General features: G+C 51.8%; 13 protein-coding genes. 3 read left to right on the forward strand and 10 right to left on the reverse strand.

From position 1 onward, the window contains the following. Nucleotides 1-67: 67 nt before the first annotated feature. Entirely contained in the window at nucleotides 68-3,100 is a 3,033-nt protein-coding gene (locus tag AC27N8_RS28870; RefSeq protein ID WP_487071972.1) for a tetratricopeptide repeat protein, read from the reverse strand. A gap of 195 nt (nucleotides 3,101-3,295) precedes the next feature. Between AC27N8_RS28870 and AC27N8_RS28875 the strand changes: the two genes are divergently transcribed. Further along, nucleotides 3,296-4,480: an aminotransferase class V-fold PLP-dependent enzyme gene (locus tag AC27N8_RS28875; RefSeq protein WP_487071974.1), complete on the forward strand. Its 1,185-nt coding sequence runs from the start codon at nucleotides 3,296-3,298 to the stop codon at nucleotides 4,478-4,480. An 83-nt stretch (nucleotides 4,481-4,563) separates the two neighbouring features. On the opposite strand, the gene AC27N8_RS28880 is transcribed toward AC27N8_RS28875, so the two are convergent. Continuing rightward, nucleotides 4,564-5,739 carry a carboxylate-amine ligase gene (locus AC27N8_RS28880; RefSeq protein ID WP_487071976.1) on the reverse strand — a complete coding sequence of 392 codons (1,176 nt, stop codon included), beginning with the start codon at nucleotides 5,737-5,739 and terminating at the stop codon, nucleotides 4,564-4,566. Between the two features lie 288 nt (nucleotides 5,740-6,027). Between AC27N8_RS28880 and metH the strand changes: the two genes are divergently transcribed. Continuing rightward, nucleotides 6,028-9,618 (forward strand): methionine synthase, encoded by a 3,591-nt coding sequence (metH, locus tag AC27N8_RS28885; RefSeq protein WP_487071978.1) that lies wholly within the window; start codon nucleotides 6,028-6,030, stop codon nucleotides 9,616-9,618. 393 nt (nucleotides 9,619-10,011) lie between these two features. Further along, nucleotides 10,012-11,058, forward strand: coding sequence for a fatty acid desaturase family protein (locus AC27N8_RS28890; RefSeq protein WP_487071980.1), 1,047 nt, complete (start codon nucleotides 10,012-10,014; stop codon nucleotides 11,056-11,058). On the opposite strand, the gene AC27N8_RS28895 is transcribed toward AC27N8_RS28890, so the two are convergent. The 8 genes from AC27N8_RS28895 to AC27N8_RS28930 all read right to left on the reverse strand — a co-directional run bounded on the left by AC27N8_RS28895 (nucleotide 11,055) and on the right by AC27N8_RS28930 (nucleotide 20,852). Next, a complete protein-coding gene (locus AC27N8_RS28895) occupies nucleotides 11,055-11,732 on the reverse strand; it encodes a Maf family protein (protein WP_487071982.1) in 678 nt (225 codons plus the stop codon). The two genes, AC27N8_RS28890 and AC27N8_RS28895, sit on opposite strands and share 4 nt — an antisense overlap. After that, a complete protein-coding gene (locus AC27N8_RS28900; RefSeq protein ID WP_487071984.1) occupies nucleotides 11,729-13,036 on the reverse strand; it encodes a class I SAM-dependent RNA methyltransferase in 1,308 nt (435 codons plus the stop codon). The genes AC27N8_RS28895 and AC27N8_RS28900 overlap by 4 nt, the downstream gene beginning before the upstream one ends. After that, nucleotides 13,033-15,168, reverse strand: a complete 2,136-nt coding sequence (locus tag AC27N8_RS28905; RefSeq protein WP_487071986.1) for a tetratricopeptide repeat protein — start codon at nucleotides 15,166-15,168, stop codon at nucleotides 13,033-13,035. Before AC27N8_RS28905 ends, AC27N8_RS28900 begins: the two co-directional genes overlap by 4 nt. A gap of 32 nt (nucleotides 15,169-15,200) precedes the next feature. After that, on the reverse strand, nucleotides 15,201-17,432 hold the full coding sequence (locus AC27N8_RS28910) for a tetratricopeptide repeat protein (RefSeq protein WP_487071988.1): 2,232 nt from the start codon (nucleotides 17,430-17,432) through the stop codon (nucleotides 15,201-15,203). A 153-nt stretch (nucleotides 17,433-17,585) separates the two neighbouring features. Continuing rightward, the gene (locus AC27N8_RS28915; protein WP_487071990.1) at nucleotides 17,586-19,091 is read right to left on the reverse strand and encodes a hypothetical protein; all 1,506 of its coding nucleotides are present in this window, start codon (nucleotides 19,089-19,091) and stop codon (nucleotides 17,586-17,588) included. A gap of 300 nt (nucleotides 19,092-19,391) precedes the next feature. After that, nucleotides 19,392-19,859, reverse strand: a complete 468-nt coding sequence (locus AC27N8_RS28920; RefSeq protein ID WP_487071992.1) for a GNAT family N-acetyltransferase — start codon at nucleotides 19,857-19,859, stop codon at nucleotides 19,392-19,394. A gap of 55 nt (nucleotides 19,860-19,914) precedes the next feature. Next, complete coding sequence (locus AC27N8_RS28925) at nucleotides 19,915-20,115, reverse strand: hypothetical protein (RefSeq protein WP_487071994.1); 201 nt, start codon at nucleotides 20,113-20,115, stop codon at nucleotides 19,915-19,917. Nucleotides 20,116-20,240: 125 nt separating this feature from the next. Continuing rightward, complete coding sequence (locus tag AC27N8_RS28930) at nucleotides 20,241-20,852, reverse strand: NUDIX hydrolase (protein WP_487071996.1); 612 nt, start codon at nucleotides 20,850-20,852, stop codon at nucleotides 20,241-20,243. Nucleotides 20,853-20,882 lie beyond the last annotated feature (30 nt).

Here is a 20,882-nt window from a genome sequence, read left to right on the forward strand (position 1 = left end):
CTATTTCTAGGTAGATATTCCTGGATGGTCTGAGATATATCAGGAGCGAAAGCGGGAATGGATGATCTTATGTGAGATGATGGTCAATGGCGTAGCGCGTGGCTGCACTGCGAGAATTTACGCCAATTTTACTGTAGATAGAGCGAATATGGCTATTGACTGTCAGAACAGTAATGAAGAGTGCCTCGCTGATCTGGGCACTGCTGAGACCAGCTGCAAGTAAGCGTAGGACATCTTTCTCGCGTGTTGTGAGTGCGGCCAGGGGGGCCTGGGATGTTATTGCCACTGGTGTGGAGATTATCACAGGTTCCTGACCATTGATTACCTGTTCAAGTGTCATCGTCCTCCCCGTCTCCCATGCGCTTTTAAACGCGGTCTCACCCAATTGGGTGCGTAAAACGGCGATCAGTCTTTCGTAGACAGGGCGGAGGATGGGTGGCACAGGAGGACCGTCATCTGTGGTGCGGATAGTTTCAGCGGCACCCCAAAGGCGCGTCGCCCACGCTAGATGTCCCTGTGCCGAGACTGCACTGGCCAGTCCTTCCAGCCCCAGGGCAATAAAAGATTTGTAGGCATAGTCAGACCGCATGAGGATGATAAGACTCTCTTCGTAATAGGCGCGTGCCGCTGCAAAATCTCCCTGGCTGAAGAATGCCCAGCCGAGCCCGGAGAGCGCCCAGACTCTCCCGCGTCGATCGCCGACCTCCATGGAGTATTTTATGCTCTCTTCCAGCGAGGCGCGTCCGGCTACATAATCGCCTCGTATGCAGGCTACATAGCCTATGATGGCTAATGAGTATGCGAGAGTCCTCTTATCCCCGATTTTTCTCGATAATGACACAGATTCAGTCAGTAATGGCTCTGTTCGGGCGAGATTGCCTTGCGTAAAGGTGACGAATCCCAATCTATCGAGTGAGCGAGCGATGCCCCAGGTATCGCCGGTTGCGCGGGAAAATTCCAGCGCCTGTTCGCCATAGAAGAGTGCCTGACTAAATTCTCCTTCATCCGTTGCGATAGAAGCCAGGCGTTCCAGCGTGGAAGCGATCCCCCAGGAAGCGTCGACCTCCCGAAAAAGCGTCAACGCCTCCTCCTCTAACGAACGGGCCGCCGCACAATTGCTTTTCATCAAAGCCACATTGCCCAACATCCAGAGAGAAATCGCGCAACTTTGGATATTTTCTTGCTCCCGGAAGAGCTCAAGGCTCTCCTGGCAGAGCGCCTCTGAGCGGCCAAAGTCTCCCTGCATACCGGCAAGTACTCCAACGGCGTTGAGTGCCTGTGCTCGTACACTTATCGGGATGTCAACTTTTTGACTGGAGTTGAGCGCTTGCTCTAATGTCTGACGGCCTTCGCTTAAATAGCCGCGAGCCCACCAGAAGCGCCATAAGGCGTTCCCCATGCGCAGCGATTTCTCCCACTCTTGCTGCTGCATAAACCACTGCCAGGCCGCCTTGATATTCTCATAATCCTGTTGTAGACGCTCGAACCAGAGACCTTGTTCCACTCCAGTCAGCTTGAGTTCTGCTGTTTCGGCCAGTTCTAGATAATAGTTGGCGTGTGCTTGTCGCATGGGGACCATCTCGCCGCTGGCGATTAGCTGTTCCATGCCATATTCACGGATCGTCTCCAGCATCACCAGACGAGACTCGTCATCATCCTGTATTCTCTGATGGAGCAGGCTTTTGTCGACGAGCGAAGTGATCGCGTCTAAGACCGAGAATGGATTGTTCTTGGGAGTAGCATTGCCTGGCTGACAGAGCTCCTCTGCGGCTTCTAATAGACAGCCATCCACAAAAACAGCCATCTGGCGAAAGAGCCGTTGTTCCTGAGCATTCAGAAGATCGTAGCTCCATGCCAGTGTATTGCGTAAGGTCTGCTGGCGTGTTGGTATATCTTGCTGTGTGCTGGTTAATATCTGCAAGCGATGCTCCAGTCGCGTGAGCAATCCCTGGGGAGAAAGCAGCTTGATCCGTGCCGCTGCGAGCTCGATGGCCAACGGTAAGCCATCCAGGCGTCGGCAGATAGCCGAGATGGCTTCGATATTATTGGAGGTCGCTTTGAAATCGGGTTTGATGACCTGAGCACGCTCTAAAAAGAGATTAATGGCTGAATAACGTGTCACATCTTCGCGCGTAAATAGATGGTTTGCTACGGGTAGCGTGAGTGGTTGGACCGGGAATGTATATTCGCCACGAATATGTAAAATAGCCCGGCTGGTTACAACAACCTTCAACAATGGGCAAGCATCGAGCAGTTCGGCAATCCTGGGGGCGGCGGGAACCACCTGCTCAAAGTTATCGAGCAGGAGCAGCATATGTCTATCGCGGAGCGTGGCATGGAGTCGTTCTAGCTGTGACCAATCACTGGCTTCTCTCAGTCCGAGTGTATACGCGATGAATGAGATGACCTGATCAGGATCGTCGAGCGAAGCCAGCGGGACGAAACGCACCCCATCTGCAAAATCGGTGCGTAGCTCGCTGGCGATCTGCAAGCCCAGACGAGACTTACCAATGCCGCCCGTTCCTGCGAGCGTCATCAAGCGCACCTCGGGGCTTCGTAAGAGCGTACAGACAGTCTCAACGTCCTGTTCGCGTCCGATCAAAGGGGTCAATTGTACCGGGAGCGCATAGGCTCCGGGGATGGCAGTCTCTGCTTGATAGAAAGAATCTGCATCTTGCTCTATATCATAGGGAGAATGATGCTCTCTCATGGTTGAATGGGTGCTGGAGAGCGTTGTATCCTCCGCGAAATCATTTGCGGTCATCTCTACTGTTGTTTCGTCGGTATCCTTGCCGATGAGCACCGCAATCGCCATATTCAAGCGCCGGAGCGTTAAATCTTTACTTCTACCAAGATAAGCCTTGCGCATCTTCCCATCTTTTTTGCGATAGGCATACCAGTACCAGCCCTTACCCTGTCTCTCTCGCTGTACCGTACAGGTCCCGAGATGACTTCTGAACGAAAACGATCGATGTTGCTCGTCTGCCAGCCAATGATACCAGTCTTCTGATCCGACGATCACCGCAGGGAGAAATCCGCTTTCCATGGCTGGTATTAACAGACGGTTACCAGACACAAACGGAATGTGGACAGATGACATCTTACATAATCCTTCTCTGAGAAACTCTTCACTACCAGTTACCTAAATCATCACAAATGTACCATTTTTTAGGTAACCTGTCGAGCTTGCGCGTGAATGTGTTTTCTTCAAAAAGGAGAAGCAGAAACTGGTAGGATTTGTATAATAAGTTATGTCGGGTCTGCTACAATAGAGGTTAAAAATAAGGAGTAGAGCATGCCTTTATTTGATATTGAGAGAGCACGTCAGGAGACGCCAGGTTGCACCAATGTCCTGCATTTAAATAACGCAGGCTCGTCGCTGATGTCGCAGCCGGTGCTGGATGCTACGATTGGATACCTGCAATTGGAGGCGCAGATTGGTGGCTATGAGGCGGTTGCCAGAAGCCAGGAGACACTGGAACATGCCTATGATGCTGCTGCTGAGCTCATCAATGGTACACGTGAGGAGATTGCCTTTGTTGAAAATGCCACGCGTGCCTGGAACATGGCATTCAGTGCCATCCCCTTCAAGGCGGGCGATCGTATTCTTACATCGATGGCTGAATATGCCAGCAATTATATTTCATATATACAAGCTGCGCACAGAATTGGCGTCGTTGTTGAGCCGATTCCCGACGATACGTATGGACAGGTCTCGCTGGAGGCGCTACGCAATATGCTCGATGAGCGGGTCAAGCTGATCTCGGTGACGCATGTACCGACCAACGGTGGACTCGTTAATCCGATTGAGGGGATTGGGAAGATTGCGCGTGAGGCTGGCATTCTTTATCTGGTTGATGCCTGTCAATCTGTGGGACAGATGCCGATCGATGTGCAAAAGATTGGCTGTGATATGCTTTCGACCACTGGACGTAAATATCTGCGAGCGCCGCGTGGGACAGGTTTCTTGTACGTACGTCGTGGAATCATCGAGCAGCTAGAGCCAGCGGGTATCGATATGCACTCGGCAAATTGGGTCGCCCCCGATCGTTATGAGATGCGCTCAGATGCACGACGCTTCGAGAATTTTGAAACCAGCTACGCCAGTAAAGTTGGACTGGCGACGGCCATCGATTATGCTCTGCAATGGGGAGTAGACAACATCTGGCGCCGCATCAAACTGCTATCCTATCAACTGCGCACCCAATTGAGTCCTCTCCCAGGCGTGATCGTCCATGATCGTGGCATTACGCAATGCGGCATTGTGACCTTTACCGTTGAGGGGATTGATCCGGTTGCCATTCAACAAACATTGTCTCAACAAAATATTAATGTATCTGTGACGATACGCAATTCGACCCTGCTGGATATGACCGCTCGGGGTCTGACGACAATGGTGCGAGCATCAGTCCACTACTATAATACTGAAGAAGAGTTAAACCGTTTCAGCACTGCTATTGAGCAGCTGGCCGAAGCCTGATTGTCTCAGAGGAGCACTATATACATCCATTTTGTGAGGGAGTACGCTTGCTCCTCTGATTTTTTTGGAATGCCTCTGGTTTTTTATTGCGCTTGTGTGATGTTTTGAGCTGCAAAACGAAGAAATTTATCGTGGAGCATCGCATCATCGAACTGGACTCCTTGCATTGTCTGTTCGATCAGGAAGGCGCTGACTTTGTCGACATCGTGCGTCTCGTTGTAGATGGCCATCTGCCGATCCGCACCCGTGCCACGCTTATCGTCGAGCAGGTTCTGAATATACTCTATTTCGCGACGGCTTCCTAGTTCATCGACGACATCATCGACAAAGGCCAGCAACTCACGAATCGAATCGCGCATACTCAGGAGGCGACGTTTCGAGAAATCCACGATCTCGGCATCCAGACCGTAGCGCATCGCACGCCATTTATTCTCATCGATATAATTGCGTTCCAGGACAGGGACCTTCTCGCCACGATCATCCAACTGTGTCAGCTTGGCGACCAGAGCCTGGCAGAGTGCGGCCAGTGCCAATGTGTCCTCGATCGTTGCAGGCATATCGCAGATACGAAACTCGATCGTGTCAAAGAATGGATGCGGTCGAATATCCCACCAGATCTTTTTTCCGTTATCGATACATTGCATCTCGACCAGATCGTTGACAAAGCCATCAAAGTGAGCCTGATTCTGGAAGACCTCTGGTGTGCCGCTGCGCGGAAAGCGTTTCCAGACGACTGAGCGATACGATTTAATCCCGGTCATGCGCCCGTTCCAGAATGGCGAGTTTGATGAGAGGGCCAGGATATGGGGAAGCCAGGTACGTACCTGGTTCATGATGGTGATGGCCTGTTCTTTAGAAGCGATTGAGACGTGGACATGCATCCCAAAGATCAAAATTGAGCGTGCCACATCCTGATATTCTTCGACGAGTTGTTGATAGCGTTCATCCGGGCTAGGCTCCTGATCCTGCCAGATGGAAGATGGATGCGTACCAGCACTGATCAGGGCTAAGTTTTCGTCTTGGAGTACACGTGACAACAAAGCTCTTGAGGCATGTAATTCCGTCCGAGCGGTCTGGATATCTGGTAGAATTGGTGAGACATACTCTATCACCGACTGGAGCATTTCAGGCTTAATCTGCTCTTCAAATATAGGTGTACTTTTATCCAACATGCCCGGCGCGCGCGAAGCCAGCTTACCCGTCCTGGTATCGACCAATTGAAACTCTTCTTCAATACCGAGCATAAAACGCTTAGCCATGACCAACACCTCAACTTTCTTTACTCTTCATACGGTTAACAGAGGCGTAACGTTCCAAAAAATGATGCGCCCATCCAATACATTTCAAAGAGGGCGAAATCTCTCTTCTCCTCAGGCGGAGCCGCGCCTTTACGTCTCTCTTAAGGAAAGACGATCTCGGCTCTGTAACTCATGGTATAATACAGCATGACAGCTAAGCACCAGGGTGGAATAATATAATATAACAGGCTATTTTTTTTCAGCCATCATCGTTTTAAGATCGCAACCCCTGGAATCTGGAGGGAATTTATGAGTCTATTTCTTGATACACTGGCCCAGCGTATTTTAATTTACGATGGAGCTATGGGTACCAATATTCAAAATTATCAACTGACCGCTGAAGATTATGGTGGCGAAAAAACCGAAGGTTGTAATGAGTATCTTGTCTTGACCAAACCTCAAGTCATTGAGGAGATCCATGCGGGCTTTATGGAGGCGGGCTGTGATGTGCTCGAGTCCGACTCGTTTACGGCCAGTCGCTTGAAGCTGGACGAATATGGGATCGGTCATCTGACGCATGAGATTAATTTTGCTGCTGCTCAACTTGCTCGTAAAGTTGCAGATCGCTATAGTACTCCAGAGCAGCCGCGCTTCGTGGCTGGATCGGTAGGCCCGACCGGCATGCTGCCATCTTCCGACGATCCCATGCTCAGCAACATCACCTATCAGCAACTTGTCGATCTGTTTTGCGAGCAAGGGACAAGCTTGCTTCAGGGTGGTATCGATGTCTTCATCATTGAGACCAGTCAGGATATTCTTGAGGTGCGTGCGGCGATCACTGGTTTGCGTCGGGCGATGCATGATGTTGGACGACAGGTTCCTATCCAGGCGCAGGTCTCTCTCGATACCAGTGGACGTATGTTGCTGGGCACCGATATCGCTGCCGTGATGACGACCCTGACCGCTTTGCGTGTAGATATTGTGGGCCTCAACTGCTCAACTGGTCCAGAGCATATGCGTGAGCCAGTACGCTATCTGACCGAAAACTGTCCCCTCCCGGTTTCGACCATCCCCAATGCGGGCATTCCGCTGAACGTCAACGGATTAGCTGTCTATCCCATGGAACCTGAGCCGATGGCGCAAGCTCTGCGTGACTTCGTAACTGAGTTTGGAGTGAACATCATCGGAGGCTGTTGTGGTAGCAGCCATGAGCATATGCGAGCGATCGTGCAGGCTTGTCGTAACGCTCCCCGCCAGGCGCGTCCTATCGCGGATAACAATATCCTGGATAAAGATTTCCGCAAGATCATTCCGGCCGCAGTCTCCAGTGGTATCCGAGCCGTCACTATGCAGCAAGATCCAGCGCCTCTGCTGGTGGGTGAACGTGTCAACGCGACCGGCAGCCGCAAAGCCAAGAAGGCCTTGCTGGCCGATGATTATGATACGCTACTGGCGATCGGGCGTGAGCAGGTTGAGGGTGGTGCTCATGTGTTGGATGTGCAGGTTGCTCTGACCGAGCGGACCGACGAGGATCTCCAGATGGCCACGCTGATCAAGAAGCTCTCGATGGGCCTGGAAGCGCCGCTGGTGGTTGATAGTACCGAGGCGAATGTTATCAAGGCAGCCTTAGAGATCGCTCCGGGGCGTGTGATCATCAACTCGATCAACATGGAGACCGGACGCGAGCGTATCGATAATGTGATACCTATGGCTCTCGAACATGGTGCCGCTGTGATCGCTTTGACCATCGATGAAGTTAGCATGGGTAAGACGACCGCCCGGAAGGTTGAGATTGCGCATAAGATCTATGATATCTGCGTCAATGAATACGGCCTGCCACCGAATGCCCTCATTTTTGATGCCCTGACGTTTCCGATTACCACTGGTCAGGAAGATCTCCAGACGGCCGCGATCGAGACGCTGGATGCGATTAAACAGATCAAGGCGGAACTTCCGGGCGTCTCAACGATTCTGGGTGTTAGCAACGGCTCGTTTGGATTAAAGCAGCACGCACGGGCGGTCTTAAATAGCGTCTTCCTCTATCACGCGGTCAGGGCAGGATTGGATATGGCGATCGTGAATCCGACGCACATCACGCCCTACGCCGAGATCGATGCCGAGCAGCGACAATTGGCCGATGATCTTATCTTCAACCGTCCAGACGCTCTTCCTCGCTTTATCGCCTACTACGAGGAGCATGGACCTCAAAAAAATGAGGGGAATGACAAGGTTGATCCTACCGAGGGTATGAATGTCGCTGAGAAGATCCACTGGCAGATTCTCCATCGCCGCAAAGAAGGCGTCGAGCCATTGGTCGACGCAGTTGTGGCAGAGCGGGCGCTTGAATTGAATTGCACGCAGAACGAAGCCGCCGTAAATGTCCTGAACACGGTGCTCCTGCCTGCCATGAAAGATGTTGGTGATCGCTTTGGGGCTGGAGAGTTGATCCTGCCCTTTGTGCTGCAATCGGCCGAAGTCATGAAGCGCTCGGTGGCGCACCTCGAAACGTATCTGGAGAAGCAAGAAGGCTACACCAAAGGGAAAGTCGTCCTGGCGACCGTCTTTGGCGACGTTCATGACATCGGTAAAAACCTGGTCAACACCATTCTGAGCAATAACGGCTATACTGTCTATGATTTAGGCAAGCAGGTTCCGCTGAATGTGATCCTGGAAAAGGCCATCGAGGTGAATGCCGATATCATCGGACTCTCCGCCTTGCTTGTCAGCACCTCCAAGCAGATGCCGCTCTGCGTCAAAGAGTTAGATAAGCGTCATTTGAATTTCCCCGTTGTCATCGGCGGGGCCGCCATTAATCGCTCGTATGGTCGACGCATTCTCTTCGTCGATGATCAGGCTGCCGACACGACTCCTCGCGCCTACGAGCCGGGTGTCTTCTATGCTCGCGATGCTTTTGAGGGTCTTGACATCATTGATAAACTGACAAATTCGCCGGAAGAGCGCCTCAAATTTGTCCAGAGTAATCAGCAGGCCGCGCTCAACGAGCGCCTGAAAAAGCAGGAGAAGCCAGCAACAAAGACATCAGATGTAGATATCGATCACACGACGCCATCCAGTAGTATCAAGCCAGCGCTCTCCATCCCCGTGCCGCCATTCTGGGGAGCTCGCGTGCTCGATCGGATCGGGCTTGAGGATGTAACTGCATGTATGGATCTCAAGACGCTCTATCGTCTCCACTGGGGAGCGAAGTCGCATGGAGAAGAATACAATCAGATCGTCAAGCAGGAGTTCGAGCCGCGCCTGGAGCGGATGTTACGAGAGGCGCGTCAACAGCGCTATCTGCAACCCAGAGTGATTTATGGATACTATCCCTGCCAATCATCGGGCAACGACGTGCTTATCTATGATCCAGAGCTCTACCAGCGCGACGGCACCTTGCGCGAGTTGGAGCGCTTTTCCTTCCCGCGACAGACTGAGCGTGAGCGCCTCTGTATGGCGGATTACTTTGCCTCCGTGCAGAGTGGCCAGGTTGATGTCGTACCGTTCCAGGTAGTCACGATGGGAACGCAAGCCAGCGAAGCCATCCAGGTCCTACAAGACCGAGGAGACTACTCGGAAGCCTACTTCCTCCACGGCCTGTCCGTCGAGATGGCTGAGGGACTCGCCGAATATAGCAACCGCCTGATTCGTCGCGAGCTAGGCATCGAGCAGGATGAGTCCCGTGGACGCCGTTATAGTTGGGGCTATGCCGCGATACCCGAGCTAGCCGATCATGCCAGACTCTTCAAGCTCATGCCCGTCGAGCAAAGCATTGGAGTCCATCTGACCGAAGGCTACCAATTTGATCCCGAGCAAACAACCGCCGCCATCATCACGCATCATCAGCAAGCCGTCTACTTCGCCGTACGAGCTCAGGAAGAGCCCGTAAGCGCCCTCTCGTAGCGTCGTGCCCTCGGGCACGATGTCCCAGTTTCTCGTACGAGACAGCAAGATCCAGGCAAGCCACGCTGCCCTGCCTGATCGTATGTCGAGTGGGACATCGTGCCCGAGGGCACGACGCTACGAGAGGGTCTGTATTACCATTATCCTATTTGTGTATTTGCAAAATAGGTAAGCTACGTATATACTGGGGCTGGTAATCACCAATGAAATGTGATGCGTTTAATTGCTTTTTTGATGCCTATTGTTTTTGACGCGTTCCACTGATTGTGTTTCTATATACATCGGAAAGTCTAAACCGGCCTATCATAGGCTTCCGTTGTCTTGCGATACTGACTCATGCATTTGTCAGAGCGGACTGAATATGAGTCTACATCTTTGAAGGAGACAACTTCCATGGTTGATGGAAATGGTATTTCCCATCTATCCCCATCGCGTTTTGCCAAAGAATATGCTGAATTAAAGCGTCAGGTGAAAGTTGCAGGGCTTCTCGATCGTCAACCCGTTTATTACATGTCCAAATTTATCATCTTGCTGTTGCTGCTTGCCATCAGCATCGCCATCTGCATCTTTGTGAAACCTTTCGGCTTTCAACTCCTTAACGCCGCTTTTCTCGCCATTATTACCACTCAACTGGGACTGCTCGGGCATGCTGCTGGTCATAGGCAGATTTTTAAGAGCACCAGGAAAAATGACATCGTCGGGCTGATTGCTGGCAATCTGCTTGTCGGCCTGGATATCGAGTGGTGGATTGAGCGTCACAATAAACATCATAGCAATCCCAATCAGCACGACGTCGATCCTGATGTTTATATTCCCATCATCGCCTTTGCGCCAGAAGATCTGGAAGGGAAAGGGAAGATGCTGCTTAGCCTGATGCGCTATCAGGCCTACTTTTTTTTCCCGATGCTCTCGCTCGCGCTGATTGATATGCATATCAACAGCATCCGCTTTATGTTCAAGCGAGACCTGAAATACGCCTTTGCTGAACGATTGCTACTGTCGTTGCATTTTGTGCTCTACATTGGTCTACTCTTCACCTGTTTTAATATCTGGCAAGCCATCACCTTCATACTCGTGCATCACATCCTTTCGGGAGTATATCAAGGATCGATCTTTGCGCCCAATCACAAGGGGATGCCGGTGCTGGAAAAAGATAGCCAGATGGATTTCTTACATCGTCAGATCCTTACTGCTCGCAACGTCTATGCGCATCCGGTCACCGACTTCTGGTATGGCGGCCTGAATTATCAGATCGAGCATCACCTCTTCCCGAGTATGGCGCAGAATAAATTGCGGGAAGCACAATTGATCGTCAGAGCCTTCTGTCGGGAGCATGCGATCTCTTACTATGAGACTAATCTGTGGCAGTCTTATCAGGAGACGTTATCATCTCTGCATGCGGTAACGGCTCCCTTGCGTGAGGCGCGCGTGCTTTCTTAAGCGTGGCGCGTCGTGTTGATATGACACTTTTCAGACCATGGGCACGCTGTCGTTGTGCATCCGCTCGCTTGAGGATGTATAGAGAAGCGTGCCAGCAGGTCTATCAGCGTACACAGAGGTAGTCCAACGACGTTGTAGTAGCAGCCATCGATGTTCGCGGTCGGCTGAAACTGTGTATGCTGGATACCGTAGGCTCCAGCCTTATCCATTGGATCGCCGGTGGCGATATAGCCTTCAACCTCCTCCTCGCTGTACGCACGCATCAGGACGGGCGTGCTCCGGCTGGCCCCATGCATTTGTAGCTGGCCGTCGATCATGCGACTGACCACTATACCGGTCACCACGCGATGCCAGCGTCCACGCAGTGAAAGCAGGAGCTCGCGGGCATGAGTCTCATCGCGTGGCTTGCCGAGCACCTGATCATCGAGAAGCACCGTTGTATCGGCGGTAATCACCACAAAATCCTTCGTCGTAGGCAAAGAAAACATCATCAGAGCCTTATAGGTAGCGGTCCACTGGGCCAGATCCTCGCTTGCGCCATGAAATTGTGCCTGAGCGGCATCCTCATCGCCGGGAGGGACGGCGACTTCATAGGCTAGTCCCAGCTGTACCAGGATCTGTCTTCTGCGTGGAGATGCCGACGCCAGTAACAATGGATGTTCTCTCGTACTCATAGGTATGCCAGCTCCAATACTGCGACGTTTTCGATGTGCGCAGTCTGTGGAAACATATCCAGAGGTTGAACCGAGCACAGGCGATAGGTTGGGTTGATGTTACAGAGAATGTTGAGATCACGGGCCAGTGTCTCTGGATCACACGAGACATAGACGATGCGTGCCACGGGATGCTGAATGAGGGTCGCAAGTACGCTTGGTTGACAGCCAGCTCGTGGTGGATCGATCACAAAGCCATCGATCTGTGATGAGAGCGTCGGGAGGATATCTTCGACTTTGCCTTTGAGTATTTCGACATCTTCAACATCACGCAGATTCCATTGTGCATCCTTGATTGCGCTGGCTGACTCCTCGATGGCAATGACCTTGCCCACGTGCGGAGCCAGTAGTGCCGCGAAGGTGCCCACGCCGCAATAGGCATCCACCACCGTCAGCTTTTTGCGCTCTTCTGGCAATTGATCGGCCAGCAGACCGTGTAAGACCATCTGAGCCATCTTCTCGGCCTGTGCTGTATTGGTCTGGAAGAACGAGCTGGGTCGAATACGGAACGCCTGCCCGCCGAGGACCTCATCCATGGTTTCGGGCTGAACGGCGATATCGATCTTTGCCAGTTCCTGTAGTACCTCGGGAGGCTGTGCGGGCTGCATGAGCATCTGATTGTTGTCGGTGGCGCAGCGGATCAGCACCTGTGGCCTTGGATTGATCTGCTGATTGACGATGCTGAGTGCCTGATTGATGCGTGGATGCGCGATTGGACACGCTTCAAGCGGGAGTACCCGCCGTGATCCTCGGGCTGTCAGGCCTGCCAGGCCGTCGCGGTTAACCGAGAAGCGCATATGGTTGCGATAGTGCCAGGGATCGTCGCAGGGAACTGTGTCTAGCAGTGGAGGATCTGAGAAACCGCCGATCTCGTGCAAGAGCTGGCGTACGATCTCGCGTTTCCATTCCAATTGTGCTGCATAGTTCAGATGTTGTAGCTGGCAGCCGCCGCAGGTGCCGAAGACAGGACATGGAGCTTGAATGCGGAGCGGCGAGGCTTCATGGATCTCTGTAATCCAGACGCGTGGAGGTCTGACCTTCCAATGGCGGCGTTTGCGTCCCGGCCTGGGTAGGGGTGGGGCTTCGACTGCGATGGTGACCCGCTCTCCAGGTAGTCCTGCGGGTACCTGAAGTGAGCGAGTCTGTGACTCGCCCGCTTCAGCTTGTTCTGTGATCTCCGCTGAGGCATGTCCCTCGCGGATGAGAGCGCCCAGCGTTACGGTATAATACGTAACGATCGGTTCTTCAGTTTGTGTTTGTGTCATCTCTTCTTTGCTTTGTTTTTCTTGTGCGATTTATTGTTCGTTGTGTGTGGTCGCTGTTTGATCACCTCGTTATAACGTTGACGAGCTTCCAGGACAAAATCATCTTCGCTATCGAGGGACTCGGCTTTGATCAACTGTCTATTAGCGCTGGCCAGATCATTATTATGCACATAGATCAAGGCCATGGCAGCATAGAGGTCTGCCGCCTCAGGATTTTCATCCAGCCCCCTCTGGATCGTCTCGCGAGCCAGTCGGGCATTGCCCTGGATGATGTAGATACCTCCCAGTTCTGTGTAGGCTTCCGTCATCTCTGGATCGAGCTCAATACTCCGCCGCAGGGCTTTGATCGCCTCGTTGGAATGCTCAAGGTTTTGATGAATATGACCAAGGCGATACCAGATGTGTGCCTCTTCGGGAACCAATTTGCTCACCGCCTGGAAGTGTTTGAGCGCTTTCTCATAGTCCTCGTTCAGGATGGCGATCTCGCCGAGCCCGGTCTCGACATTTACCGTGAGCTCTGGTGTGAGTGGACCCTTTTGCGCTTCGACGAAGAGTTTTTCCGCTTCTTCGAGGTCGCCGTCGTTGAGGACAAGGATCGTTGCCAGGGCCGTCAGATTGACCGGATTTGGTTCAGCTGCAATCGACTCGCGCAAGGCTGGTTCAATGAGATCATCAAAATGTTCCTCACGCTCATGATCATCCTCTTCGTGCATTCTGATGGAGAGCGATTGATAGCTCATCGCGAGATTGGCAAAGGCGATGCTACGTTCATCAGGGGCATAGACTGTCGCCGCCCGAGCATAAATGATTGCTCGCTCCAGATCATTGATCGTGCGCGATAACGTGAAGGCATCTTTATAATAGTAGGCGTAGGTGGTAGGATCTTTGGCAAAGATGGCATCATAATAGTGTAAGCCCTGGATTACCAGACGTACCATTGCATCCATATCATCGAGTGAGCTATCGAACAGTTCAGCCACCTCATCAAAATCCTCGTCATCCTCATCCTCATCGACGATTTCTGCATCGAAGGCCGGGGGGAAGTCAATCACCTTGGCATTTTCACTGGGGCCGCTCGGGTCAAATGTTATCTCGATATTGCCATTTTCATCGATGGACTCTTCAATCTCATCCTCCTCGTCCTCGTCATCCTCGTCCTCATCCTCCTCTTCTCCAGCCCTCTCTGCGACGCGTTGGCTTATCTGCTCAATCTCGCTGCGGTTGGCCTCGATCTGCTGAAGGATTTCTTCTGCCGGTAATTCCAGGAGAGCGCTGGCTCGGTTCGTCACCGACTGGATGACCCAATTTTCCTCTTCTTGCACTACCGCAAAGCGTAGCCAGTACCAATGGCGTCCGGTCTCTGGAAAACTGATCGTGGCTGGAGGCCACTCTGGTAATGGTTGCGGATCAGTCATTTCGAGCGATAAGCCGACCTCAACGAATTTTGGTTGTGCCGCGTTCTCGTTTTGAGTCGTCTCGTCCGGACGGATAAACATAATCTGCATGTCATTAGGGACGGTCTTACGTACCCATGTATCACGCTTATCTAGCCAATCATCGTAGTCGAGACCTTCTTTGATAGGACTCTCCTCGGACAGCAGAGCATAGACATCGACAAAATCCTCATTACTCCAACTCTCAAGAAAATCCTCAACGGCCAGTTGAAAGCTTGGCCCGTCACTTACTCCTTCGTTCTGGCTAAAAAGCGCTTCTAAATCCGATAGGATGGCTTCTGCCTCTTCGGGTAGCTCTTCTGTCTGTCGGACACTTTCCAAGGCTTGAGCGAATGTGGGAGTGGTCTGAGGAAGTGTCCAGTTGGCGTAGATATCGCTGCCTTCCAATTGAATCTGGCGACGACGGGCCTCTTTACGTACTTCTTTGCTGGGGTTCAGTGTGTTGATGGCTTGCGTGATATTCGCTGCTTCGATGTTTTTCTCTTTTGCCAGGGCTTTGAGAAACGCGATCTGGACGCTCTCTGTCTGGCTCTGAATGGGCTCTAATGCACTTTCCGCCTCTTCCGGTGCTTGATTGTCCTCTAATGCGGCGGCAATTGCGGGATATTGTTGTAATAATGCCGCGACTATCTGCGACTCATCATCCTGGTTGGATGTGTGAATTTCTTGATCTGCCATGATGAATTGTTTCCCCTCCACATCTTAAATGTTCAGGCGCGTTTGCGCCCGGCTGTAATTTGTTCACGGACCGCTTCAGTTAACGGTGACTCGGGATCGAGGCGTTCGGCCTCTTTGAGATGGATGAGCGCCTGCTGGTTCTCTCCTTGAGCTCCCAGGACAGAGGCCAGCAATGCGTGTAGTGAGCCTGCTTCAGGATAGCGTTTCAGTGCCTCCTCCAGGAATGTTTGTGCTTTGGTCCCATCTGCACGCTGCATATAGATCGCGGTAAGTTCGCTATACAGGCGAATATCTTCGGGTTCTCTTTGTAGTGCCTGTTGGTAATACGCTTCAGCCTGAGAAATGTGTCCGAGTAAGCGATGTGCAAAGCCCAGACTGAAGTGGATCCTTGGGTGGTCAGGATTGTTGTCGACGACATGTTCGAAGTGGGTAATCGCCTCGTCGATATGTTCCTGGCGCATGGCAAGATTACCTAATCCGGCCTCAATGGTCGCGACAAGTTTGGGATCTGCTCCTTGTTGGGGGAGCAGTTGCTGCCCTGTCAGTAGCTCCTCACGAGCTTCATCATTGTGGTTGATGCTCATCAAGAATTCACCCAACAGGATATGACCTACTGTCGTGTTATCGATGGTATTGGCTTCGCGTAAATGTGCCTCCGCTCGTTCCAGCAAGCGTTGACGCCGTTCTGCGTCCTGAGGATTATCGTATTGGAAGGCCCATTCAACCAGCGTTGCGCCCAGCGTGCGTATCTTATCGGCGCTCACGTTTGGAAAACGCTGTATCAGACGTTCCAGGTAGGCCACAATCCGTTCGGAATCCCCTGATAAGATGGAATGATTGTATGCCGCTTCGTTTACCTGCATATCCTGCGGCGCTTGTGCGATGAGTGCGTCGTGGAAATGTAGCACCTGATTGATGCGCCAGGACATCTCTTCGGCAAATTCCTCGGGATTGTTCTCTCTTTGTCTGGCACTCTCTTCGATGGCTTTGAGATAGTCGTCGATGCGTTTTTGTAGCTCGTTGGCTGAGAGGGCTTGTAGTGCCAGTCCCTCGTCTCGCAGTTGCTGGATGCGCCACATATTTTGCTCTTTGACCAAAGTGAAGTTTGTCCAGAACCAATGGCGCCCGGTCTCCCTGCTGATTGTCGTCCCCATTGGCATGTCTTTGAGTGTTCCGCTCAAGGGTGTCTCAATTAGCTCCAGTGACCAACCAACTTCAAGCTCTTTTTTTGTGCTGCTGCGTATGCTGAGCGCCGAGTTGGGGAGCCAGAGGGCGCTCTTCACTGGAGCCGCTTCATGGACAAATTTGAGCTGCATGCGGGCCGGATGTGCCTCATCGCTCCATGCACGATGCTCCTGTATCCACTCATCGCGTGTCAGATTAGCGCGTAAGGTATTATCAGTTGTGAGCAGATCGTAGGCAAGTCCATAGTCTCCAAAGGACCAGGCTCCGATGAAGTTTACCACGACCTCTTGTTCCTCCAGGACTGGAGTGATCAAGCTTCGTCCGCTATCTTCACCGACCTCACTGGCCTGGAGAATGAGTTTATTGATCAGTGGTAACTGCGTGCGATAGTCGTCAGATGGTTGGACGTGTCGCCAATCGTTGATCTCCAGAGCCTCTTCGAGCAGGCGCTTGCCTTCGGCCAGCGTACAGGGAACCAATTCACCTTCAGGCATCTCATGGCGTATCTTCTGAATTTCGCCCTCGATCTGCCTTTTGGTTCCGGTCACTGTAAAGCAATCCTTCACGCCATCGTGCCAGAAATCAAATAAGAAACCGAGCAGGCGAGTCTCACTATAATCATAGCCCTGCTCCCAGCAGAGTATGAGCTGCATCTCACCGGCTTCCCGGGTCTGCGTCACGAAGCCGCTTGAGAAGCGTGGAGGATTCGATGTTGCAAGCTGTACGGCGGCGGGGGCTGCGGCGGCTGGCGCAGTCCAATGTGGTCGTGTTTTGGCGCTTTCCAGGCGTAGCAGGCCGCGACGCGCTTCCTTACGAATCTCTTTGTGAGGGCTGAAAGCATTTATCGCGACGAGGATGTCAGCGGCCGCAGATCTGTTTGCTTTCGCCAGCGTCTTGATCAGGACTAATTGAGCGGCTTCTGATAGGTCACTGATTGGAGCCAGTACGGCCTCAATCTGTGCCTGATCTTGACTGGCATGAAGTTGTTCGGCTATCGATGGATACTGTGAAAACAGATTGTCGGTCTGCGTTATCTCCTCTGGAGAAAGCTGAATTGTTGGTTCTTTTTTTTGTGGCATAGTGCTCTCGACTCCTCACTGCAACATTTTATCCTGTCGATTGTACCACGTCGCGCCGGAAGAGTCGAGAATTCTTGTTGAGAAGTGAAAAAGATAGAGGCTGCTGAGAGAGGCTTATCGTCGTCGATGAAAACTCTCTCAAAAGCCTCCTTGTTACAGGGTGGCTGTGGTTGGAACGCGGCTCTCGCTCTTCAGCGCGTGCAGGAAGGCGAAGGCTGGATGTGGATTTGTCGCTTTCTCGGTCGTCTCGGTAGCTGATTTTCTGTATGCTGCCAGGAGGATAAAGGTAGGAAAGGCAACACAGTAGAAGTAGGACGAGAGGCTACGCCAGGCCAGGAAGAGAGGCAAGGATGCTAAGAGCAATGCGGCCTCTGGTCGTTGACGGGCGATGCGCCAGTACCAGGCATACGTGAGGAGCATACCACCATACTCCAATCCTGAATAGACCCAGGTTGGCAGGTAGGGGATAAGATGACTGGTGCTCAAGCTGATGATGCCCACTCCCATTGGGAACATGGGATCAGCGATGGGGGCCATGATGCCTGCGAACCAGGTCTGATAATCCCATATGATGAATGGCAGGTTGATTGCCAGTGTGAGTGTGCCTGCGATCGCTAGACGCGAGATGGTATCTTTCCAGCCATAATGTTGTAGTGTCATGATGGCATAGAGTGGTACATAGTACCAGGCGATCTGTTTGGTTGATAGGGCTAATCCCAGGAATATGGCTGACCACCAGCGCTGATCGCGTTTGAGAAAGCAGACCATCAATAGCAGCGTATTGAAGATGTCGAGATTTCCACCAATCGTGGAGGCGAGCATTGGAACGTTGGCGATTGCCAGCACGACCACCCATGGCCGTAGCTCTCGACGAACTGTTTTCCAGGCGATAAAGACGATCAGGAGGTAGGAGAGCAGGTAGAATGGGAGGACGTTGTAGTCCTGGAACAGAACAAAGGGGATCAGTGTCAGGAATGAGAGCGCGGGGTAGCTGACTTTGGCTTCAAACTCTGGTACGACTCCGGCTTTGTAGGATGTGTTGAGCACTGACTGTAGGGTGGACATACTTGGATAATCAACGAGGTTGGCGAATTGTCCGCGACGGAGAGGAGTGGTCCAATTGGCCTGAATGGAAAAGCGGCGGAACAGTTCAGGAATGTTGGAGTCGCTGTAGGGATTGCGTCCCTCGACGAGTAAGATGGCGGCGTTTGTATCCAGTGAGGTGCCATCGTTCGAGAACTTGGGTGCCGATACGGACCATAAGACACCGCTCCCGAATTGAAAGGCTCCGGCTGTCGTCAGGAGAAGGATCAATATCAGTACGATGCGCTGCCAGAGTCTGGGACCCTGATGGGTTAGCATCGACCTGGTTTGTTGTCGCTCGGATCTAGGTCGTAGCGCCATCCACAGTGCTGCAAAGCTCCCCAGCATCAAAATGGTTGGCAGCAGTTGGCTGACATCCGCGATGTGAGGGATCTCGTTGCAGGCTTGTAGCAGAGTGGCGACTGCTATCCAGGCGGCACGTTGTTGCAATGCAATGATGGGGCGGTGGGCGTGCGCTGTATCCTCAGAAAAAAAGTGCCGCATCCACCGGTATTGAAAAAGTTGTGTATCTTTTTTTGTCAGAGTGGTCTGTGCTTCTACAGATCGCTGTGCCATAGATGTACGCTTTGCCTCGTCATTGCCACGCGTTGTATCGTCAAGAGTATATATACTGTATATGTATATTGCACGTGAAATGATGATTATGAGGCGAGGCGCTTTTACCTCCCATCGAAGTACCGAGAAAGACAATGACTTATAATCTATAGGCTTATATCCGATTATATGCGGAGGTTTTCTCGGTCCGATTCTTAAGACGAAGAGCATAAGTCATCCGTCACAACTTAGATGATGAGTTGTGGAATTTTGAAGAAAGTGGAGGTTTCCTCGTGGCTATTCTTTTGTAGCAGATTGCAATTATAGTGATAAGCGGTAATAGAGCTCCCGGTGTTTCAATTGGAATCCCAGTTTTTCGTAGAGACGGATGGCCGAGTGGTTTTGATCCCAGACATGCAAGTCGATCGAATGCAGTCCCAACTCATTTTTTGCATAGGCGATTACATACTCGATCATTTTTTGCGCGATACTTTTCCCGCGCTGCTCTGGATGCACAATCACACGTTTAACATATCCGACGGCGGGATTAGCGTCGCCGGAAGGGATCATCAACTCTGCCTTTGCGATCACCTGTTGATCAAGCTCTGCCAGGAAAATGAGCGTGCGCTCGTGAGTCGTTGGATCAATTGAGCCAAAATATTTATCCATGGCACGATGGATATCGCGCGTGGGCGAGGCACTAAAGCTATCAAGCCACTCAATCAACTCGATATCTTCAGGGACGGCTAAACGGATGACCAACGAGGTGGCATGAGAATTATCTGTCATACAATTTCCTGGCTCGCTAATAGGGTCTGTGATAACCCGGGATGTATCGTATCTGTTATGATTGCCTTTTACGTGGTAATTTTAAAATGGCCACGAGAGCTGTCACCGAACAGGCGAGAATTAAAAGCGCATACACAACGCTTTCGCCATCGACTGGCTTGGTTGTCAGACTGCCCTGGAGCATGACAATGCCCCACCATAAAAACCCGATAAAAACCGCAAACAACAAAATCGTGCTGGTATATTTCTTATTCATGAAAAAAGATCCTTGATAACACGGTGAGACAACAATGAAGGGTGCTCACCATTTGGCTAAAATTATATCATACGCCACCAATGGATGACCTAAAATAGGATTGTTGGATGGCTGGCGTACAGTTTTTACGCTTGTAGAGCCTCCCAGACTACGCGATGAGCAATGGCTCTGAATCGTCCCCAATCATCCCATTCGCCGCGCAGCTCTGGACTATATTCATCACCCAGGTTTGCCAGATGATCTGCCTGGGTCAGCAACTCGTCAGGCGTGACCTCACGAAAATCCTGCACGTCCTCCTCCTCATCTTCGGGTGCCAGAACCCCGGCGACCTCATCGAGGAGAAACGCAAAGGTATAGAAGATCGGCTTACGCTCCTGGCTCTGATCAGCATCGGGCTGATAATAGCTGATGGCTGTCAGAAAGCGCCTGACCTCAACCTGCAAGCCTGTCTCCTCTTGTGTCTCGCGCAGGAGAGCATCGAAGACGTACTCACCATGATTGATGCCGCCCGTCAAGAGTCGATAGCATCCCTGGGGATAGTACGACTTGATCATCGTCAGTAAGCGACCGTTTTTACGGCGGACCACCATGCATACTTCTCCATAGCGATCCGTTTTCCCTAAGGGATCAAAACGCTTGCTGGCCGTTAGATCGGCATCCCTGACGAGAGGCTGTCCATAGCGTTGGGCAAGCTTTTGTAGCTCATCTTGAATAGATGATGGTAAAAATGAAAACATAAATCTCCTCTTATTTGTAGCGTCGCACGC

The sequence above is a fragment of the Dictyobacter sp. Z7_2 genome (assembly GCF_057551105.1).